Source organism: Acinetobacter sp. SwsAc6, from assembly GCF_013391565.1.
GTDB classification, from domain to species: Bacteria; Pseudomonadota; Gammaproteobacteria; order Pseudomonadales; family Moraxellaceae; genus Acinetobacter; species Acinetobacter cumulans.
The window spans coordinates 181,106-196,949 of the sequence record NZ_JACAXE010000006.1 but is presented as its reverse complement, the minus strand read 5'-3'; the positions used below and the strand labels follow the sequence as shown (position 1 = coordinate 196,949).

Annotated in this window: 17 protein-coding genes; 11 read left to right on the top strand and 6 right to left on the bottom strand. The window is 39.7% G+C overall.

Features of this window, described 5'->3' with window-relative positions; all coding sequences use genetic code 11:
* The first annotated feature begins 358 nt into the window (after positions 1-358).
* The 6 genes from ybgC (at position 359) to pal (ending at position 5,522) form a co-directional block, all read left to right on the top strand.
* On the top strand, positions 359-766 hold the full coding sequence (gene ybgC / locus HYG93_RS06715; protein ID WP_106985648.1) for a tol-pal system-associated acyl-CoA thioesterase: 408 nt from the start codon (positions 359-361) through the stop codon (positions 764-766).
* A 25-nt stretch (positions 767-791) separates the two neighbouring features.
* Positions 792-1,490, top strand: coding sequence for a protein TolQ (gene tolQ / locus HYG93_RS06710; protein ID WP_106985649.1), 699 nt, complete (start codon positions 792-794; stop codon positions 1,488-1,490).
* A complete protein-coding gene (gene tolR / locus HYG93_RS06705) occupies positions 1,491-1,940 on the top strand; it encodes a protein TolR (protein ID WP_106985650.1) in 450 nt (149 codons plus the stop codon).
* A gap of 3 nt (positions 1,941-1,943) precedes the next feature.
* Complete coding sequence (gene tolA, locus HYG93_RS06700; protein WP_178962093.1) at positions 1,944-3,284, top strand: cell envelope integrity protein TolA; 1,341 nt, start codon at positions 1,944-1,946, stop codon at positions 3,282-3,284.
* Positions 3,285-3,634: 350 nt separating this feature from the next.
* A complete protein-coding gene (gene tolB / locus HYG93_RS06695) occupies positions 3,635-4,918 on the top strand; it encodes a Tol-Pal system beta propeller repeat protein TolB (RefSeq protein ID WP_171406334.1) in 1,284 nt (427 codons plus the stop codon).
* 34 nt (positions 4,919-4,952) lie between these two features.
* The gene (gene pal, locus HYG93_RS06690; protein WP_120365686.1) at positions 4,953-5,522 is read left to right on the top strand and encodes a peptidoglycan-associated lipoprotein Pal; all 570 of its coding nucleotides are present in this window, start codon (positions 4,953-4,955) and stop codon (positions 5,520-5,522) included.
* A gap of 110 nt (positions 5,523-5,632) precedes the next feature.
* Here the strand turns inward: pal and HYG93_RS06685 are convergent, their stop codons facing one another.
* Both HYG93_RS06685 and HYG93_RS06680 read right to left on the bottom strand, forming a co-directional pair.
* On the bottom strand, positions 5,633-5,821 hold the full coding sequence (locus HYG93_RS06685; protein WP_106985654.1) for an NF038105 family protein: 189 nt from the start codon (positions 5,819-5,821) through the stop codon (positions 5,633-5,635).
* Between the two features lie 10 nt (positions 5,822-5,831).
* Positions 5,832-5,975, bottom strand: coding sequence for a hypothetical protein (locus HYG93_RS06680; protein ID WP_165382490.1), 144 nt, complete (start codon positions 5,973-5,975; stop codon positions 5,832-5,834).
* 31 nt (positions 5,976-6,006) lie between these two features.
* Between HYG93_RS06680 and HYG93_RS06675 the strand changes: the two genes are divergently transcribed.
* The 5 genes from HYG93_RS06675 (at position 6,007) to HYG93_RS06655 (ending at position 9,301) form a co-directional block, all read left to right on the top strand.
* Positions 6,007-6,981: a class 1 fructose-bisphosphatase gene (locus HYG93_RS06675; RefSeq protein ID WP_106985655.1), complete on the top strand. Its 975-nt coding sequence runs from the start codon at positions 6,007-6,009 to the stop codon at positions 6,979-6,981.
* Positions 6,982-7,040: 59 nt separating this feature from the next.
* A complete protein-coding gene (locus HYG93_RS06670) occupies positions 7,041-7,817 on the top strand; it encodes an RNA methyltransferase (protein WP_106985656.1) in 777 nt (258 codons plus the stop codon).
* Positions 7,818-7,975: 158 nt separating this feature from the next.
* On the top strand, positions 7,976-8,590 hold the full coding sequence (locus tag HYG93_RS06665) for an RNA polymerase sigma factor (RefSeq protein ID WP_106985657.1): 615 nt from the start codon (positions 7,976-7,978) through the stop codon (positions 8,588-8,590).
* Entirely contained in the window at positions 8,587-8,907 is a 321-nt protein-coding gene (locus tag HYG93_RS06660; protein ID WP_106985658.1) for a hypothetical protein, read from the top strand. Before HYG93_RS06665 ends, HYG93_RS06660 begins: the two co-directional genes overlap by 4 nt.
* Complete coding sequence (locus tag HYG93_RS06655; RefSeq protein WP_106985659.1) at positions 8,897-9,301, top strand: DUF3106 domain-containing protein; 405 nt, start codon at positions 8,897-8,899, stop codon at positions 9,299-9,301. The genes HYG93_RS06660 and HYG93_RS06655 overlap by 11 nt, the downstream gene beginning before the upstream one ends.
* Before the next feature lie 227 nt (positions 9,302-9,528).
* Here HYG93_RS06655 and HYG93_RS06650 read toward each other — a convergent pair whose 3' ends face one another.
* The 4 genes from HYG93_RS06650 to cxpE form a co-directional block, all read right to left on the bottom strand.
* The gene (locus tag HYG93_RS06650; RefSeq protein ID WP_178962091.1) at positions 9,529-11,964 is read right to left on the bottom strand and encodes a CSLREA domain-containing protein; all 2,436 of its coding nucleotides are present in this window, start codon (positions 11,962-11,964) and stop codon (positions 9,529-9,531) included.
* Between the two features lie 13 nt (positions 11,965-11,977).
* Positions 11,978-13,777, bottom strand: a complete 1,800-nt coding sequence (gene rbtA / locus HYG93_RS06645; RefSeq protein WP_117007491.1) for a rhombotarget A — start codon at positions 13,775-13,777, stop codon at positions 11,978-11,980.
* A gap of 116 nt (positions 13,778-13,893) precedes the next feature.
* Entirely contained in the window at positions 13,894-14,598 is a 705-nt protein-coding gene (gene hda, locus HYG93_RS06640) for a DnaA regulatory inactivator Hda (protein ID WP_106985661.1), read from the bottom strand.
* A gap of 14 nt (positions 14,599-14,612) precedes the next feature.
* Positions 14,613-15,833 (bottom strand): chloramphenicol efflux transporter CxpE, encoded by a 1,221-nt coding sequence (gene cxpE, locus HYG93_RS06635; protein WP_120365690.1) that lies wholly within the window; start codon positions 15,831-15,833, stop codon positions 14,613-14,615.
* Positions 15,834-15,844 lie beyond the last annotated feature (11 nt).

Sequence of the window (15,844 nt, the reverse complement as noted above, 5' to 3'; positions counted from 1 at the left end):
AAAAAAAATACCTTGTGCTAGCGATCTTCCAGTTTCTCATGTGACTTTTATTGAACAACCAAAAAACCAACGAAGATATAAAAATTTCATGCGTGTCTATGTTATATGTGTCGCGAGCCTTTCCGACGTTTAAAACAGCAAATATCCTTATAGAAAGTTAAGTACTGATCAAATAAACCACAGCCTCATAGGCCAGTCTAGATTTGAAATCTTGTGCCATTGGACTAAGCAGTCATAGTGCTAAAATTTTCGCTCACACCGCTTGACCTTTAGCTAAGTAAAAGTCAATTTAAAGACCTCAATCTTATGCTAAATCACAGCAATCATTTTAAAATAGATCCAAAAACGGAATAAACACATGGCGAATAAATTCGAGTTCAATATTCGTGTCTATATTGAAGATACTGATGCTGGTGGCATCGTCTACCACGCCAATCATATTCGCTTTATGGAACGCACTCGCACCGAATGGCTTCGCGCATCAGGCATTAGTCATTATTGGCATCAAAAAGACTATAATTTTGTCGTACATAAAATTAGTGTGAAATATGCACGCCCTATTCTTATGGATGACTTAATTACCGTAACTGCTTCTGTGGTTTCATGTAAAGCTACGTCATTTGTATTGCAACAAAATATTTATCGTGGTGAAATTATGCTTGCATCGGGTGAGGTCGAATTGGCATGTATTAATGCAGATATGCGACCAACCCGACTTCCTGAAGAAATTCGTGATCTAATTCTAAAAGAATTGGAACAAGATTAAAAAAATTACTTGGCTTAATGTAACTATGGCAACACAACTAGAATCTTCTCTGCACGTCACTGATCTAATTTTACAGGCGAGCCCTGTTGTACAGCTGGTGATGCTTCTCCTTCTATTCGCATCACTGTATAGCTGGTATCTGATTGCCAAATTGCATTTAAGCTATAAAAAAGCCCAGACCGATGATGAACATTTCCAAAAAATCTTTTGGTCTGGTGCTGAACTAAATACGCTATATAACAATGCCCAACTCAACTCTAAGCGTGTTGGCCTCGAAGACATTTTCTATCAAGGTTTAGGCGAGTTTTTAAAACTTAAAAAGCGTCAAGCAAGTTTGCCACAAAGCATTGAAAGCACCGAACGTATTTTGCGTGTTGGTTTAAGCCGTGATCAAAGCTATTTAGAACAAGGCCTTGGTGCTTTAGCCAGCATTGGTTCTGTTGCGCCTTATGTGGGTTTATTTGGTACTGTTTGGGGCATTATGAATGCATTCATTGGTCTTGCAGATGTTGACCAAGTGACTTTGGCAACGGTTGCGCCAGGTATTGCAGAAGCCTTAATTGCAACAGCCATCGGTTTATTTGCCGCAATTCCTGCTGTACTTGCATTCAACCATTTTACTGCTAAAGGTGAAGCAATTTATTCAGATCGTGCCTTATTTTCTGAAGAAATGGTGGCTTTATTACAACGCCAATCTTTGGGTTCTGATCAGGAACAAAAATAAATGGCTATTCAACGTTCTGGACGCTTTGAGCGTATTAAAAAGCCCCTAAAAAGTGATATGAATGTGGTTCCCTACATTGATGTCATGTTGGTGCTTTTGGTTATTTTCATGGTCACTGCACCCATGATTACCACCGGTGTAAAAGTCGACTTACCACAGGCCAATAGCAGTCCTATTCAATCTGAAGACCGCCCTGCCATTGTGACTTTAGAAGCTGACGGCACAATTAAACTTGAAGATAAAACCCATAAAAATGATGTACTCAGTTTGGCTGAGCTGACTGTGGCATTAACAGATGCTCAAAGTCAGGCAAAAGCTGAGCAAAAGCAATTGAGCGTACTCATAAATGGTAGCGAATCTCGCCCTTATGGCGAAGTCATTAAACTTATGTCCGCATTACAAGATGCAGGATTATCTCAAGTTGGATTACTGACCGAGCCATTAAAATAATTTATGAAAGATTTTAAGAAGCCTCCGTTTAAGCAAAAAAAAATTGCCATTGGTTTTACGCTCGGCGTACATATAGTGGCAGTTGTTGGTTTGCTTTATCTCGGCATGAGTAAACCACCTGAACCCCCTAAACAAATTAAAACGGTTCTGATCAAACCAGAAGATTTAAAGCCTGTTACACGTGAAGAAACAGCCTTTGATGAAACTGCACATGAAAATATTGCACCTGAGATCACACAAACTGCTGAGCCGAGTCAAGAGCCTGCACCGGTTGTTCCAACAGCCCCACCACCACAAACAATACCAACACCTGTACCAACGCCTGCAGTAGACACTAAAAAGCTAGATGCTCAAAAAGCGGCGCAGCAAGCTAAGTTAGCCGAAGAAGCTGAACGCAAAGCGGCAGATGATGCGAAACGTGCAGAACAAAAACGTTTAGCTCAAGAAGCGAATCAGCAAAAAGCGAAAGCCGAGGCTAAGGCAAAAGCTGAAGCTCAAGCACAAGCCGAAGCAGATATTAAACGCAAAGCTGAATTAGAAAAGGCAGCGCAAGATGCCAAACGCCAAGCGGATTTGAATGCTAAACGTCAAGCTGAAAATGCAAAATTAAAAGCAGATGAGGCAAAACGTAAAGCTGAAGCAGACGCGAAGGCTAAAGCTAACGCGAAAGCCAAGGCAGATGCCGACGCCAGAGCGAAAGCAAATGCAGAAGCGAATAAACGTAAAGCAGATGCTGATGCCAAAGCAAGAGCCGATGCAAAAGCTAAGGCAGATGCAGACGCCAAAGCGAAAGCAAATGCGGAAGCCAATAAACGTAAAGCTGACGCGGATGCGAAAGCAAGAGCCGACGCTAAGGCCAAAGCAGATGCAGATGCCAAAGCGAAAGCAAATGCGGAGGCCAACAAGCGTAAAGCAGAAGCTGATGCGAAGGCTAAAGCCGATGCAAAAGCTAAGGCAGATGCAAAAGCCAAAGCAGATGCAGAAGCGCGTGAACGTGCTGCCGAAGAAGCCAAAGCCTCGTCTGCACGTAAAGCTGCTGAAGAAGCTGCTGAGAAAAAAGCGGAAGCGAAAAAAATTGCATCGTCTGCAAAACGTGATTTTGAAAATAAAATCCGTCGCGTATGGGACACACCTTCTGGTTCAGCAGGTAAAACTGCAACTGCACGAATTAGCTTAACCGAAAGTGGTTCAGTTCGTTCCGTGGTTGTCACAGCCAGCGATCCTGATATGAAAGCGAGTATTGAAGCTGCAGTTCGTGCCGCTGCTCCCTATCCAATGCCATCAGATCCTGATGCAAGACGCGAAGCCATGACTTTAACGTCTACGTTTAGGTCTGCAAATTAAATACAAGCTATTCAACATCTTTAAAATCCCTGCACATCTGTCAGGGATTTTTTGCAAGTGCTTCAAATAAATCACTAGACTAATATGCTCAATAAAATGCAATTAATAACCCTAAAAATTCAAAATAATTCCACATTCCGCAGTTAATTTATATGCATGGAAAATACTGTCATAAAAAATTCACTGCCTAATGAACACTGCAACACAACAAGCTGATAATATTTGGACAGTTTTTCACACTCCAATAACAGATTAATCATAATGTGATGCTTTTAATATTTTTAAAACATGCCATTATGTGACACATTCACAGTAACAAAAATTTATAGATTTAGAGTATTCAGCGAATGATGGAAATGACGCGTAAACATCTGCTTTGCTTAGCCGTTTTGACTGCATTTAGTCCTGTTTTAATCACTCAATCCCATGCACAGTTGCATTTGGAAATTACCAAAGCACCTGAAGAAGCCCCAAAGATTGCCATTATTCCTTTTGCCAATGATCAAAACATTTATCCAATTGTCGAAAATGATTTAAATCGTTCAGGCAAATTTAGCAGTGCATCAAAGAATCTTCCTGCAACAGCGGCATTAAATGCACCCAATGCAGAAGCTTGGCAAGCAGCGGGTATTCCGTATGTTGTGACAGGTAACCTAAAACAAACTGCGGACGGTTCATACGAGATTCAATATCAGCTCTATGATGTTGAAAAAAAACAGTACCTACTCAATGAACTTTTGAATGTGCCTGCTTCTCGTACACGCCAAGCAGCACACATGATTAGTGATGCAATTTACGAAGCACTCACTGGCATTAAAGGTGATTTTACTGGCCGTATTGCTTATGTATTACGTAATCCTGCTACACCAGAACAGCGTTATACCCTACAAATTGCAGATACAGATGGCGAACAACCACGTACCGTATTAACCTCGCGTGATCCTATCTTATCGCCTGCTTGGACACCAAACGCTAAAAAAATCGCTTACGTTTCATTTGAAACCAAACGACCTGCAATTTACATTCAAGATTTAGCGACTGGCAGTCGCGAAAAAATTGCAAGTTTCCGCGGTTTAAATGGAGCACCAAGTTTCTCACCTGATGGTAAAAGCATGTTGTTTACAGCATCTATGCACGGCAACCCAGAAATTTATCAAATGGACTTGGAAACCCGCCAACTACAGCGTATGACCAATGACAGTGCAATTGATACTGAAGCACGCTATGCCTCAGACGGAAAATCTTTTATTTTTACCTCTGACCGCGGCGGCTCACCGCAGATTTATCGTTATAGCTTTGCCGATGGCAGCAGTAAGCGATTAACTTTCCGTGGTGCATTTAACGCTCGTGGCACCCTGAGTGCTGATGGTAAAAAACTGGCATTGGTACATCGTCCAAGTGGTAGTAACTACAAAGTTGCAGTACAAAATATTGACTCGGGTGTAACCAATATCTTAACGCCGACCAGCTTAGATGAATCACCAAGTTTTTCTCCAAATGGACAAATGGTGGTCTACGCAACACGTGAAGCGAATCGTGGCCTTCTATCAATCATGTCACTTGATGGTCGTTTCCGTATGAACTTACCAAGTGAACAAGGTGAAGTTCGTGAACCCGCATGGGCACCAAAATAATATTTACTTTTAAAAACTTTATGGAGATATAAATATGCAAGCAATTAAACTTTTTGTTTTACCTTTATTGGCTACCGCTATTGTGATGACTGGCTGTGCAAGTCGAAAACCAGTGAATGTTGCTGAAGCAGGTCAAAATCCATCAACTTCTACAACTGTAAACACTGAAGGTCTTAGCGAAGACGCAGCTTTAAATGCGCAGAACCTTGCTGGTGCATCTTCAAAAGGTGTCACGGCTGCCAACAAAGCATTTTTAGCAAAACGCGTTGTGCACTTTGATTACGATAGCAGCGAATTAAGTAACGATGATATCCAAACATTACAAGCACATGCGCAATTTTTAATGGCCAATGCAAACTCACGTGTTGCTTTAACAGGCCATACAGATGAACGTGGTACGCGTGAATACAATATGGCACTTGGTGAACGTCGTGCAAAAGCAGTCGAAAGCTTCCTTGTAACAACAGGCGTAAATGCCAACCAACTCGAAGCAGTAAGCTACGGTAAGGAAATGCCGATTAATGCGGGCCATGATGAAAATGCATGGAAAGAAAACCGTCGCGTAGAAATCAACTACGAAGCTGTTCCTCCATTACTTAAATAAGTCGCACATTTGCTCAAGTAAATCATTTTACTCAAGCAATAAAAAAAGCCCTCCATGAATGAGGGCTTTTTTTATTGCTTAATGTTTGAAGGAGATGCTACCAGAATATGTTATTCAGCTGATTCAGCAGGCTCTTCTGAACTTTGCATAGACTCAATAAGATCATGCTTATTAAATTTTTTATATTCAGGCTTAGCGTCGTAACCACTCCAAGCTTCCTTAACCTTTTCTGCAGAAATTTCATCCAATGAAATTCCTTCTGTAGGTGATGGAGTCGCATCAAATTTTTGAATCGTCATTGTTGTGCTCCTATGTATTAAAAATCAATCCCCATTCCTTCAACATAGCATGTTCTTCTAGACTTGCAAGCGCAAAATCACGGCAAATAGTCGAGTTTAATTGTTCTTTTAACTCATTCTCATCTAAAATACGCACATATTCAATTCCGATCATTTTGACCGCTTTATTTTGGAGCCATCCAGTTATGTCACGTTTAAGCTTATCCCAATTTTTACAACAACAAAGTGGAAATTTAACGCCTGCTTTAGCTCAAGTTATTGAAACTATTGGTAATACGTGCAAAGACATCGACGTACTCCTTCAAAAAGGTGCTTTAGCTGGTGTATTAGGCAGTGCTCAACACGAAAACGTGCAAGGCGAAGAGCAAAAGAAACTCGACGTTATTTCAAATGACTATCTTATCGATGCTTTAAAAGTTCATCCACATGTTGGCGGCTTAGCTTCTGAAGAACTTGATGAGTTTACACCAGCACAAGAAAATGGTGATTACCTTGTGTTATTTGACCCACTTGATGGTTCAAGCAACATCGATATCAATATGTGTGTAGGTACAATTTTTTCAATTTTGCCAGCTAAAAATGCGGTAACGCAAGCTGAAGACTTTATGCAAGCAGGCCGTGAGCAAGCAGCTGCAGGTTATGTCCTCTATGGTCCATCGACCATGATGGCATTAACAGTCGGCGCTGGTGTTGTATTCTTTACTTTTGATCCAGAAACTAAAGAATTTTTATTAACTGCTGATGCAATTCAAGTAGCCGCAGATACCAAAGAATATGCAATCAATGCATCAAATGCACGTCATTGGGAAGCACCTGTACAACGTTATATCGATGAACTACTTGCAGGTAAAACTGGCCCACGTGAAAAAGACTTCAACATGCGTTGGGTTGCATGCATGGTTGGTGATATTCACCGCATCTTATGCCGTAGCGGTATCTTCATGTACCCATACGACTTAAAAGATCCGAAAAAAGCTGGTCGTTTACGTTTAATGTATGAAGCGAACCCAATGAGCATGCTTATGGAGCAAGCTGGTGGCGCATCAACTACAGGTCGCGTACGTATTCTTGATATTCAACCGACTGAATTACACCAACGTGTTCCTGTCATTATCGGTTCTAAAAACGAAGTTGATTTAGTCACAAGCTACCACAACTAAAACCTTATTTTTCTATAGACCCATAGTACCTTGTACTATGGGTTTTGAGTCTCCCCAATATGTCTATTGTATTTTTAGAATCTAAAGATAATGCCAAAATTAAACACTTACGTGGTTTAATTGAGCAAAGTAGCTACCGAAAAAAACAAGGTCAAACCGTACTTGAAGGTACACATCTTGGTTTAGCGTGGGTTGAACAAAAACGTCGTATCAACTCGATTTTCACCACAGAAAAGTACCTCGAACATCCAGATATCTGCGATATTTTAGATGAATATGATGGCTCAGTTTTTGTCATTGCTGAAAGCTTGTATCGAGACCTCAGCACTTTAGGTACAACATTGCCCTTCTTAGCGATTGTTGACCTGCCAAGTTCTAGCCAAGCATTACAATTTGATTTAGACACGCTTATTTTAGAAAACGTACAAGATCCTGGTAATGTTGGCACCTTGTTACGTTCAGCTGCTGCTGCGGGTATTCAACAAGTTGTATGTACTAAAGGTTCAGCATCACTTTGGTCGCCTCGCGTGCTCCGTGCAGGCATGGGTGCTCATTTTTCAATTAAAACCTTTGAAAACATTCAACTCGAAGATATTTTAGAACGCTTTGAAATTCCAGTTTATGTGACCAGCTCACACCGCTCAACCAGTTTATATGATCAAGACTTAAAACAGCCTAGCGTTTGGGTTTTAGGCAATGAAGGTCAAGGCGTAAGCGAATATGCACTTGCGCATGCAAAAGCTGTAAGCATCCCACAACCAGGTGGTCAAGAATCATTAAATGTTGCAATCGCAGGTTCTGTTTGCTTCTTTGAAATGGTTCGCCAACGTATTTAATCGTTATTTTATTTTAAATCGGCTAGCCGATTTAAAAAAATAGATTACACTAGAAAAATAACAAGTATTTTTGTCAACCAAACCATTATTTTCAACGTTATATGTAGTATGAATTTGGAAATAATGGTGGGTATCCAATGACAGGATTTTCCATCTCTATGGATTTAGCGCCTAAACAGTCAGACAGTACACCAGCTAGTGTTCTTAAGAGCACGGCTGAGTCTCGTCTAAAAAACTTCATGCATGAAGTGACTGGTCGCGCCCTTGTCATGATCGAAAGTGCAACACAAGGTCAACAAGGTATTGCAATGGACTTGGTTCAAGAAGCCTTTATTTCATTACATAAGTCCTATGCAGAAAAATCCACAGAAGAATGGTATCCATTGTTCTACACCATTTTAAATAACAAATTACAGGATTGGCGTCGTAAAGAAGCGCGTCGTGCACAGCCCTTCTCTTTTTTCAGAAAAGTTTCATTAGATGATGACGAATTTGAAGTACAAGATGTGGTTGACGAATCGACCCCAAATCCCTCTGATTTTTTAACTCAAGCAGTGACTGCAGAAGAAATTCAAGAAGCCATTGCTCAATTGCCTGTGCGTCAACAACAAGCATTTATGCTCCGCGCATGGGAAGGCTTTGACACGCATACCACTGCAGAAATTATGAATTGCACCGAAGGCAGTGTTAAAACGCATTATCACCGTGCAATTCAGGGCCTTCGCGCCTCATTAGCACATTTAAATCCCAATTTGGGAGGGTCATCCGAATGAAGCAAGATGATTTTGTAAAAAACGTGAGCCAAAAGCTTGATCGGCTTGCACAGCAACATCAACATAAAGCACAAGTGATGAATAACGTGCTTGACCAAATCCATGAGAGAGAAACATCTCGTTATGGCTTATGGAAAATGTCTAGCTTTGCACTCGCCGCAGCTATTGCTGGTTTTATTGTATTACCTAATTCAGTCACTTTGAATGAAAAACCTGATACTCAAGTTATTTCTACACCTAAACTTTCACCTCAAATGGTTGAAGATTTAGAAATGTTAATGGTTTTGGGTGAGGATAAATCTTCTCATGGTAGCTAAAAAGTTAGCATTGGCATTTTGTGCATTCAGTTTTCTGCAAACTAGCTTTGCGGGCTTTGAACGTTTTTGGATTTTTTCAAAAGATGCCAATACTCAAGTCAGTGATACCTGGGACTCTTTGTCTGATGCTGAACAACTGGCACTGATTAAACGTTATCAGTCATTGAAAGAAATTCCATCTGAGCAAAGTACCAACTTACAACAACGTATGGATTGGTTTAATCAGCTGCCTGATGCAGATAAGCAACGTATGCGCGAAACTTGGCAAAAAATGAGTACTCAAGAACGTAAAGACTTGGCTCACCGCTTACAACGTGCTGCACCTGATGATCGTGCTAGTATTCGAGAAGAATACATCAATAAATATTTAAAGGTTGAAAATCTTAGCCATTAATGATGCATGACAAGCTTAAAAAGCTCATTAAGATGCCAGCATAATCGCTGGCATTTTTGCATAAATTGCAACATTAAATCCGTAAGTACAAACTACTTTTAAATAATGCGATAAAACTTCAACATAACTACTCTGTCAAATAGGTACAAAAAAGCCAGTACATGAGTACTGGCTTTTTATATAAAGGGCTAGCCATAAAATAATACATAGCTAACCAAGACTACAGATTATGCTTTTGATTTACGACGGAATACTGCTAAGCCCATTAACGCAAATACACCCAATACTCCCATAGAGCCTCCACCACCACTCGATGAAGTATTGGTGTTTTTAGCTGCATTTTTAAGTGTAATGGTAGCTTGATTTGATTCCGTACCTTCAGAATCAAATACTGAATATTTCACAGGATAATCAAACTGACTGAGATTATTTTTCACAGAAAATTCAATATTGCCACCATAGCATGTCTCACGTGCATAAGCTTCAGGACATGGCCCACTAAATTCAGCTTTAAAGTTTAAACCTGCAGGAATCGTGTCAAATTTAATTGCTGTGTTCTGACCTAACGCATTTTGGAACCAGATTTTTTTACCAGCAGGTACTGTATTTTCTGGCCCATCTCCGTGATCGTGATCATTTTCCAACGGATTAACGCTTACCGTTAAATTATTATTACTACTAATGCTGTATTCATCAGATACAGCCACTGGCGCAATGTTGTTAAATGTAGACTTTAAAATGCCTGAAGATGTAACTGTTGGATTTTCTTTATCCGTTAGCGTATATGTGCAATAACCAATTACACCTGGAGCGCTCACCGCACCACTAGTACGATACAATACTACCTGTTTTAAACTTGAATTCCACTCACAGACTAAATCAGAATCAGCCCCAGTATTCACTACAGTTGGTATACCGCTGTTAATCACCAAATCTGTACCTAAGCCAAGTGTTTTCACACTGACGTTATAGTGATCTGCATCCAAGCGTTTAACAATTTGATTCCCAGAAGCATCCGTTGTTTTTTCACTCGCCAATGCTAACTTGAATGGATCGAAATAAATCGCACGATATTTCAAATTCGCTTTTAAGCTATTTAAATATGGCTCCATTTCAGATAAATCATCTTGGTTCGCAATTTTGTATTGTTTAAAGTTTGGATCTTCAATGTCTTTTTTCAGTTGATCAACAATTTTTTCATAGCTATCAACCAAGGTCACCAAAGATGTATTTTTTAAGTCTTGTACATCTGCAGCGGTTAAGTTCATTACTTCAACTGAACCAATTTCACACAGGTTACGTTGATCCGGTGTTAACAATAACGTCGCATCAATGACACGCTGAATCCCTCGTTGATCCGCTGAAACGGTACTAAAGGTATTACAGTTAATAGAAGAGACATCAAATAAGTCATAGCCCGTTGAATATCGCTTAGGATAATACAATGGTAAGAAAACGTTATATGCAGATGCTGGCATTAAATTCGACAAGATATTCGACATCACTGTATTACTGACATCGACATTTTTATAGTCATCTACTGCTTCATCTAATGCAGACTTTGGTAAATCACATTTTGATGCGCTCAGTTCTAAAGCATTGTTAAAAGCAATGAAGCTTAATTCATCATCAGGTTTTGCATTATTTATAAAACGACATGATTTAGAGTTTGCAATATTTTTACCATTATATGCAAAGACATTAAAGCCTAATTGCTTAGTACCATTTTTGTCATAATACAGACCCGTATATGCATCATTTTCTACAATAGTATTATTCGCAAGAACGATATTTGAGTACTGACTTAATAAGTTATTTCCTTCTGATATCGCCTTAATCACGCTACCATTGTTTGGATTTGCAATATTTTGCGCAATGGTATTAGTCGATATCGTAGCAGAGACATTTCCACAAAAGTCTAAAATACTTTGGTTATCCGTCGCGCCATTTTTAATAATACTGCTTTGCAATAAGCTAAGAACAGGCTTGCTATCACTCATATTGCTGACGCAATCCATGGCTAATACGCTACCTTTCGTAGCTTTATTGCCTTGTAATAATGTACTGTTAATCGTTAAAGTTCTTTCACCATTTTGTGCCAAAGCATAGATTGCACCACCAGCCTGTACGGCAGTTGAATCTAGAATTGCACTTCGGTTTAAAGACAAATTACCGCCAGAAAAAATTGCACCGCCCAAATCAGCTTTACCATTTTTCAATGCGACATCGGTCAAGTCTAAATTGGCAAAAGTTTGCGCTGTATTAAAGATACGATGTATTCCATCTCCAACAATAAAGGTTTTTAAATCCTCATAAGCAGGATAAGCATCTGTAAGCACATTGCGTTGATCGTAGTTATAGCGTGTCGCACCTCGAATATCGACTGCTGACTCTGGCTTTAATTCGCCACGAGTCAACTTGTATGTACCTTCCTTCAACTGAATAATATCAGCTTGTGTAGAATTGGTATCACCTGCGCTACAACCACCAAACGCGGCATTTTTATGCGCCGCAAAAATGGCTTCACGTAAAGAACAGTTATCTAAGTTTTCACCATTCTCATCTTCAAATGTGTTGACTTCAATGGTTTTTTCTTCTGCTGCCATCAATGACATCGCAGAAAGAACCATGAGCGCTAACAATCCTTTTTTATAATTTTTCATGGCAATTCCCTTCTTATTTTTTTAGACGGCGTAAACCAATCAATCCAAACAAGCCCATTAATCCATAAAGGCCAAATGCGCCACCGGAGGTTTTTACAGACTTACTATCAATATCGTTGTCTGGTTCTTGATAAATACGGACTTCCGCAGAAATATACTTATTTGCTGGGTTATAACGTGTTGAAGACGTTACGACTTGAAGCTCAAAAATATCAGCGCCATGCCAAGCACCATTTGGAATATATTCTAAATCGCCATTCAAATTGAGCGTTGTTTTTCCTTTAGATACCGTTTGAGTCTGTTTGATGACTAAGCATCCATCTTGCCAAGCTGCACCTGTTGGGTTTTTACCAACAACAGCATCACATTGTTCTTTTGGAATTAAATCGCTATCCCCCAAGTATTGAAGGATATTAAATTTAGCGGTTTGGCCTGGTTTAATGTCATCACCAATACGTGGAATACTGGTTGGAACAATAATTTCAATTGCACCACGGTCGCACCACAAATTATTTGTTTCACGACTCTTATCACGCTGGTCCGTACTTTCACACGCTACGAATTGCTTATTTCCATTCGCTTCAGTTTGGCCTTTATTCAAGATAGGGCCAGAAAAAATATCGGCAAAGCTCACTAAAATACGTGGACGCAAATAACCCAAAAATGCATTGTTAGGAACGCTATATGGACACAATAATGAAGTTGTATCATCATTTAGATTCTTACAAACACCTTCGTCTTCACCCGCAATTAAATCATTTTTTGCCCATACCGTATTATTATTTTCAACAGCCGCCGTTGGACATTCAGCAGTCAGTAAGTTGTTATAAATAACGCTTTTATCGGTACTTTGATCTACAACTTTACAGTTCATTGAGCCACTGGCAGTACCATTGCCCAACAAGATACTATTTGCAAGATATCCCTGTCCGTCTTGAACATCTAGCAAAACACCACCACCATTTTTAATAATAGTGAGGTTATTTAAACCAATGCCATCTTTAAGATTCAGTGCAAAACCTGAATTTTTAAAAAATGTTGAATTGGTAATTAAATGATCACGTGCTGGAAAAACTAATGAACTTGCATTCGCCAATGGATTTTCGGTATAAATCGTCACATCGCCCGTATTTCCTTTAAATACAGAAGAAGCGATCCAGAAATTTGGCGCAACACTATAAATCGCCGCTCCGTTATTGGCTTGGTTATTTTCGAAGAGCACATTATAAGTTTGAACGACGCTGCCTAAAGAGGCACTTTCACTTGAAAAACCAACATTATAAATAGCACCGCCTTTATCTGCACGGCCACCTTTTAATGCACTACTTTGCAGTGTTAATTTCTCATTATTATAAATAATACCGCCTAAACTTGCACAAGCACTGTTTCCACAACCTTGAAAAGAAACTTCTTGGAAGTTGACTGTAATCAAAGCTTTATTGCCATCATCAATATGGAAAATTTGATCTTGGCCATCCATTTGAATCGTGGCATTGTTTAAGCCAACCGCGACTGATTGATTTTCAGTACTATCATAGGTGGTTTTAAGGGTCAAACCTGCTTTTATATCAATACGGCTTTTTAATTTATATGTTGCTTGTTTTTCAAGCAAAATAATTGAGACGGCACTCTCGCCACCACAGCCGTGATAGCCTTCTTTTGGCATGCCTGCATTAATATATTGAATTGCTTCACGTAGAGAACAAACACTATCATCTACATCATTATCATCAGTCGTTGTTACTGCAATTTCAGCACTATAGGCGTGCCCTGCAAAACACAGTAAACCCATGACTATGCTCCGTTTGAGCATCACATTCTCCTTGATTTTTTTTTATCTTTTTATATTTCGCTGTTCGTTCCTGACAGCTACATACTATTTTTGTGTACTTTGTCACAGCTAGAGCAATTACTCAAGTTTTTTATCGATTAACGGTATTCATCAATCAGTGCATAAATTTGACGTAAATTTGCATGGCTAATTTTCAGCTTTTCACCTTTAAGTAGTTGAATTAACTGCTCAAGCGTTTGTAATAATACCGAGGTTTGATGCGGGCCATGTAAAAGTAAATAATCTATGATTTGCGGATCAATATGTATGCCTCGACGGTTCAACACTGAAGTGACCAAAGCCTGTCGATCTGCATATAAACTACCATTTGGCACCTTTACACTCACCGCTTGTGTTAAACGTGACTGTAAATCAGGTAATTCTAGTTTGAGCTCAATGGGTGCAAAGCGGGATGAAAACACCAACTGCCCACCGCCTTCATTATTATAATTGATTAAATGAAATACTGCTTTTTGCCAATGTGGTACACCGCTAATCGCTTCAATGTCATCTAGTGCCACCAGATCATAACGATCGAGTGATGTAATCGCTTCTGTCGGGGCATCTAAAAGTTCTAACAACGAAACTTGTATCGCGGTTTTACCAATTTCCAGATATGAATCGCAAATCGCCGAGAGTAAATGACTCTTTCCAGACCCTGCTCCCCCATAAACATAAAAGCGATTCATGAGACCTGCATGTAGCTGTCGAACCGCATCAATGACATGCCCCCAGCTCGGCCCTGAAAAATCACTGATTCGGGCATCAAGTTGGGGTTCTATATCTAATTGCAATTGACGCATTTATTAAGCAGGCCTTATCTATCTTTATTTTCTGGTTTTTCAATCTTACTCGAATTTTCAGCGTCTTGCAGTGTATTTAGCGCGCTGTCTTTCAATTCAATATCAATATTGGCTTGTTCGGTTTCAATGCTAATTGAACCTGCACCATGAGTATTCACATGTGCGTTTGCACCAACATATATTGTACTACGTTCATAAGTCTCACGCGCATGGCGCAATAACACCACAATAACCGCAGCAACAGGTAATGCAATCAACATGCCCAAGAAACCAGCCAACTGTGCACCAGCCAAAACAGCAAAAACTACGGCAACAGGTGATAAGCCAATTTTATCGCCTAAAAGGAAAGGTTGTAGAATATAGCCTTCTACAGCCTGACCAATTAAAAATACAACCAGCACCAGTACCAACTGCATCCAATCCATACCAAATTGGAAGAAAGTTGCAATGACAGCAGCAATAATACCTACCGCAAAACCTAAGTAAGGAATAATACTGGCTAGGCCTGCAATCATGCCGATAATTAAACCGACTTCCAAACCAATAACTTGTAGCCCGACTGCATATACCACGCCAAGCAAAAACATCACCAAGAACTGACCTTTTACAAATGCACCTAATACACTGTGACATTCACCTACAATTGTCATGGTGCTAGCTTCATATTGGCGAGGAATTAAACGACGCATACGCTCAAGCATCGGCTCCCAATCCAGTAAAAAATAAAAAGCAATCACTGGAATAAGTACAACCGTACCGCCAATTTGGATAAAGTTCAGACCAGACTGTGCAACCTTCATCAACATCGCTTGAATGCTGTCTGCACTATAATTTGTTTGGATATATTCCATGATTGCCGCAGACATCTGCTCGGTGTCAATTTCCATTGGCACAAGATTAAATGTATGAGACAGCCATGGCAGAAAGGTATAATTAATCCAATGAATATTTGCAGGAATATTTGTTTTTGCATACATTAATTGTTGCCAAATGAGAGGTACCAAGTACCAAATGGCAATCGTTAATGCGACACCAATACCGACAAATACTACGCTGATTGATATCCAGCGAGGTAAGCCAATTCGATGTAGTTTATTCACCAAAGGACTAAACAAATAGGCGATTAAAAAAGCACCTACAAAAGGAATCACCACAGGTTTGAGTAAATAAATAACCCAAAGAATAAGTGCAATGCCAGCCAGAATAAAAATGCGGCGCAAGGTGCGATCGCCCATAAAACTCACCT

Excerpts from the sequence above, each read along its gene's own strand:
- HYG93_RS06655 (WP_106985659.1), top strand. The coding sequence starts at position 8,897 with ATGGTAGCTAAAAAGTTAGCATTGGCATTTTGTGCATTCAGTTTTCTG.
- pal (WP_120365686.1), top strand. The coding sequence starts at position 4,953 with ATGCAAGCAATTAAACTTTTTGTTTTACCTTTATTGGCTACCGCTATT.
- HYG93_RS06650 (WP_178962091.1), bottom strand. The coding sequence starts at position 11,964 with ATGAAAAATTATAAAAAAGGATTGTTAGCGCTCATGGTTCTTTCTGCG.
- HYG93_RS06670 (WP_106985656.1), top strand. The coding sequence starts at position 7,041 with ATGTCTATTGTATTTTTAGAATCTAAAGATAATGCCAAAATTAAACAC.
- cxpE (WP_120365690.1), bottom strand. The coding sequence starts at position 15,833 with ATGGGCGATCGCACCTTGCGCCGCATTTTTATTCTGGCTGGCATTGCA.
- tolB (WP_171406334.1), top strand. The coding sequence starts at position 3,635 with ATGGAAATGACGCGTAAACATCTGCTTTGCTTAGCCGTTTTGACTGCA.
- tolA (WP_178962093.1), top strand. The coding sequence starts at position 1,944 with ATGAAAGATTTTAAGAAGCCTCCGTTTAAGCAAAAAAAAATTGCCATT.
- HYG93_RS06675 (WP_106985655.1), top strand. The coding sequence starts at position 6,007 with ATGTCACGTTTAAGCTTATCCCAATTTTTACAACAACAAAGTGGAAAT.
- tolR (WP_106985650.1), top strand. The coding sequence starts at position 1,491 with ATGGCTATTCAACGTTCTGGACGCTTTGAGCGTATTAAAAAGCCCCTA.
- rbtA (WP_117007491.1), bottom strand. The coding sequence starts at position 13,777 with ATGCTCAAACGGAGCATAGTCATGGGTTTACTGTGTTTTGCAGGGCAC.
- HYG93_RS06660 (WP_106985658.1), top strand. The coding sequence starts at position 8,587 with ATGAAGCAAGATGATTTTGTAAAAAACGTGAGCCAAAAGCTTGATCGG.
- tolQ (WP_106985649.1), top strand. The coding sequence starts at position 792 with ATGGCAACACAACTAGAATCTTCTCTGCACGTCACTGATCTAATTTTA.
- hda (WP_106985661.1), bottom strand. The coding sequence starts at position 14,598 with ATGCGTCAATTGCAATTAGATATAGAACCCCAACTTGATGCCCGAATC.
- HYG93_RS06685 (WP_106985654.1), bottom strand. The coding sequence starts at position 5,821 with ATGACGATTCAAAAATTTGATGCGACTCCATCACCTACAGAAGGAATT.
- HYG93_RS06680 (WP_165382490.1), bottom strand. The coding sequence starts at position 5,975 with ATGATCGGAATTGAATATGTGCGTATTTTAGATGAGAATGAGTTAAAA.
- HYG93_RS06665 (WP_106985657.1), top strand. The coding sequence starts at position 7,976 with ATGGATTTAGCGCCTAAACAGTCAGACAGTACACCAGCTAGTGTTCTT.
- ybgC (WP_106985648.1), top strand. The coding sequence starts at position 359 with ATGGCGAATAAATTCGAGTTCAATATTCGTGTCTATATTGAAGATACT.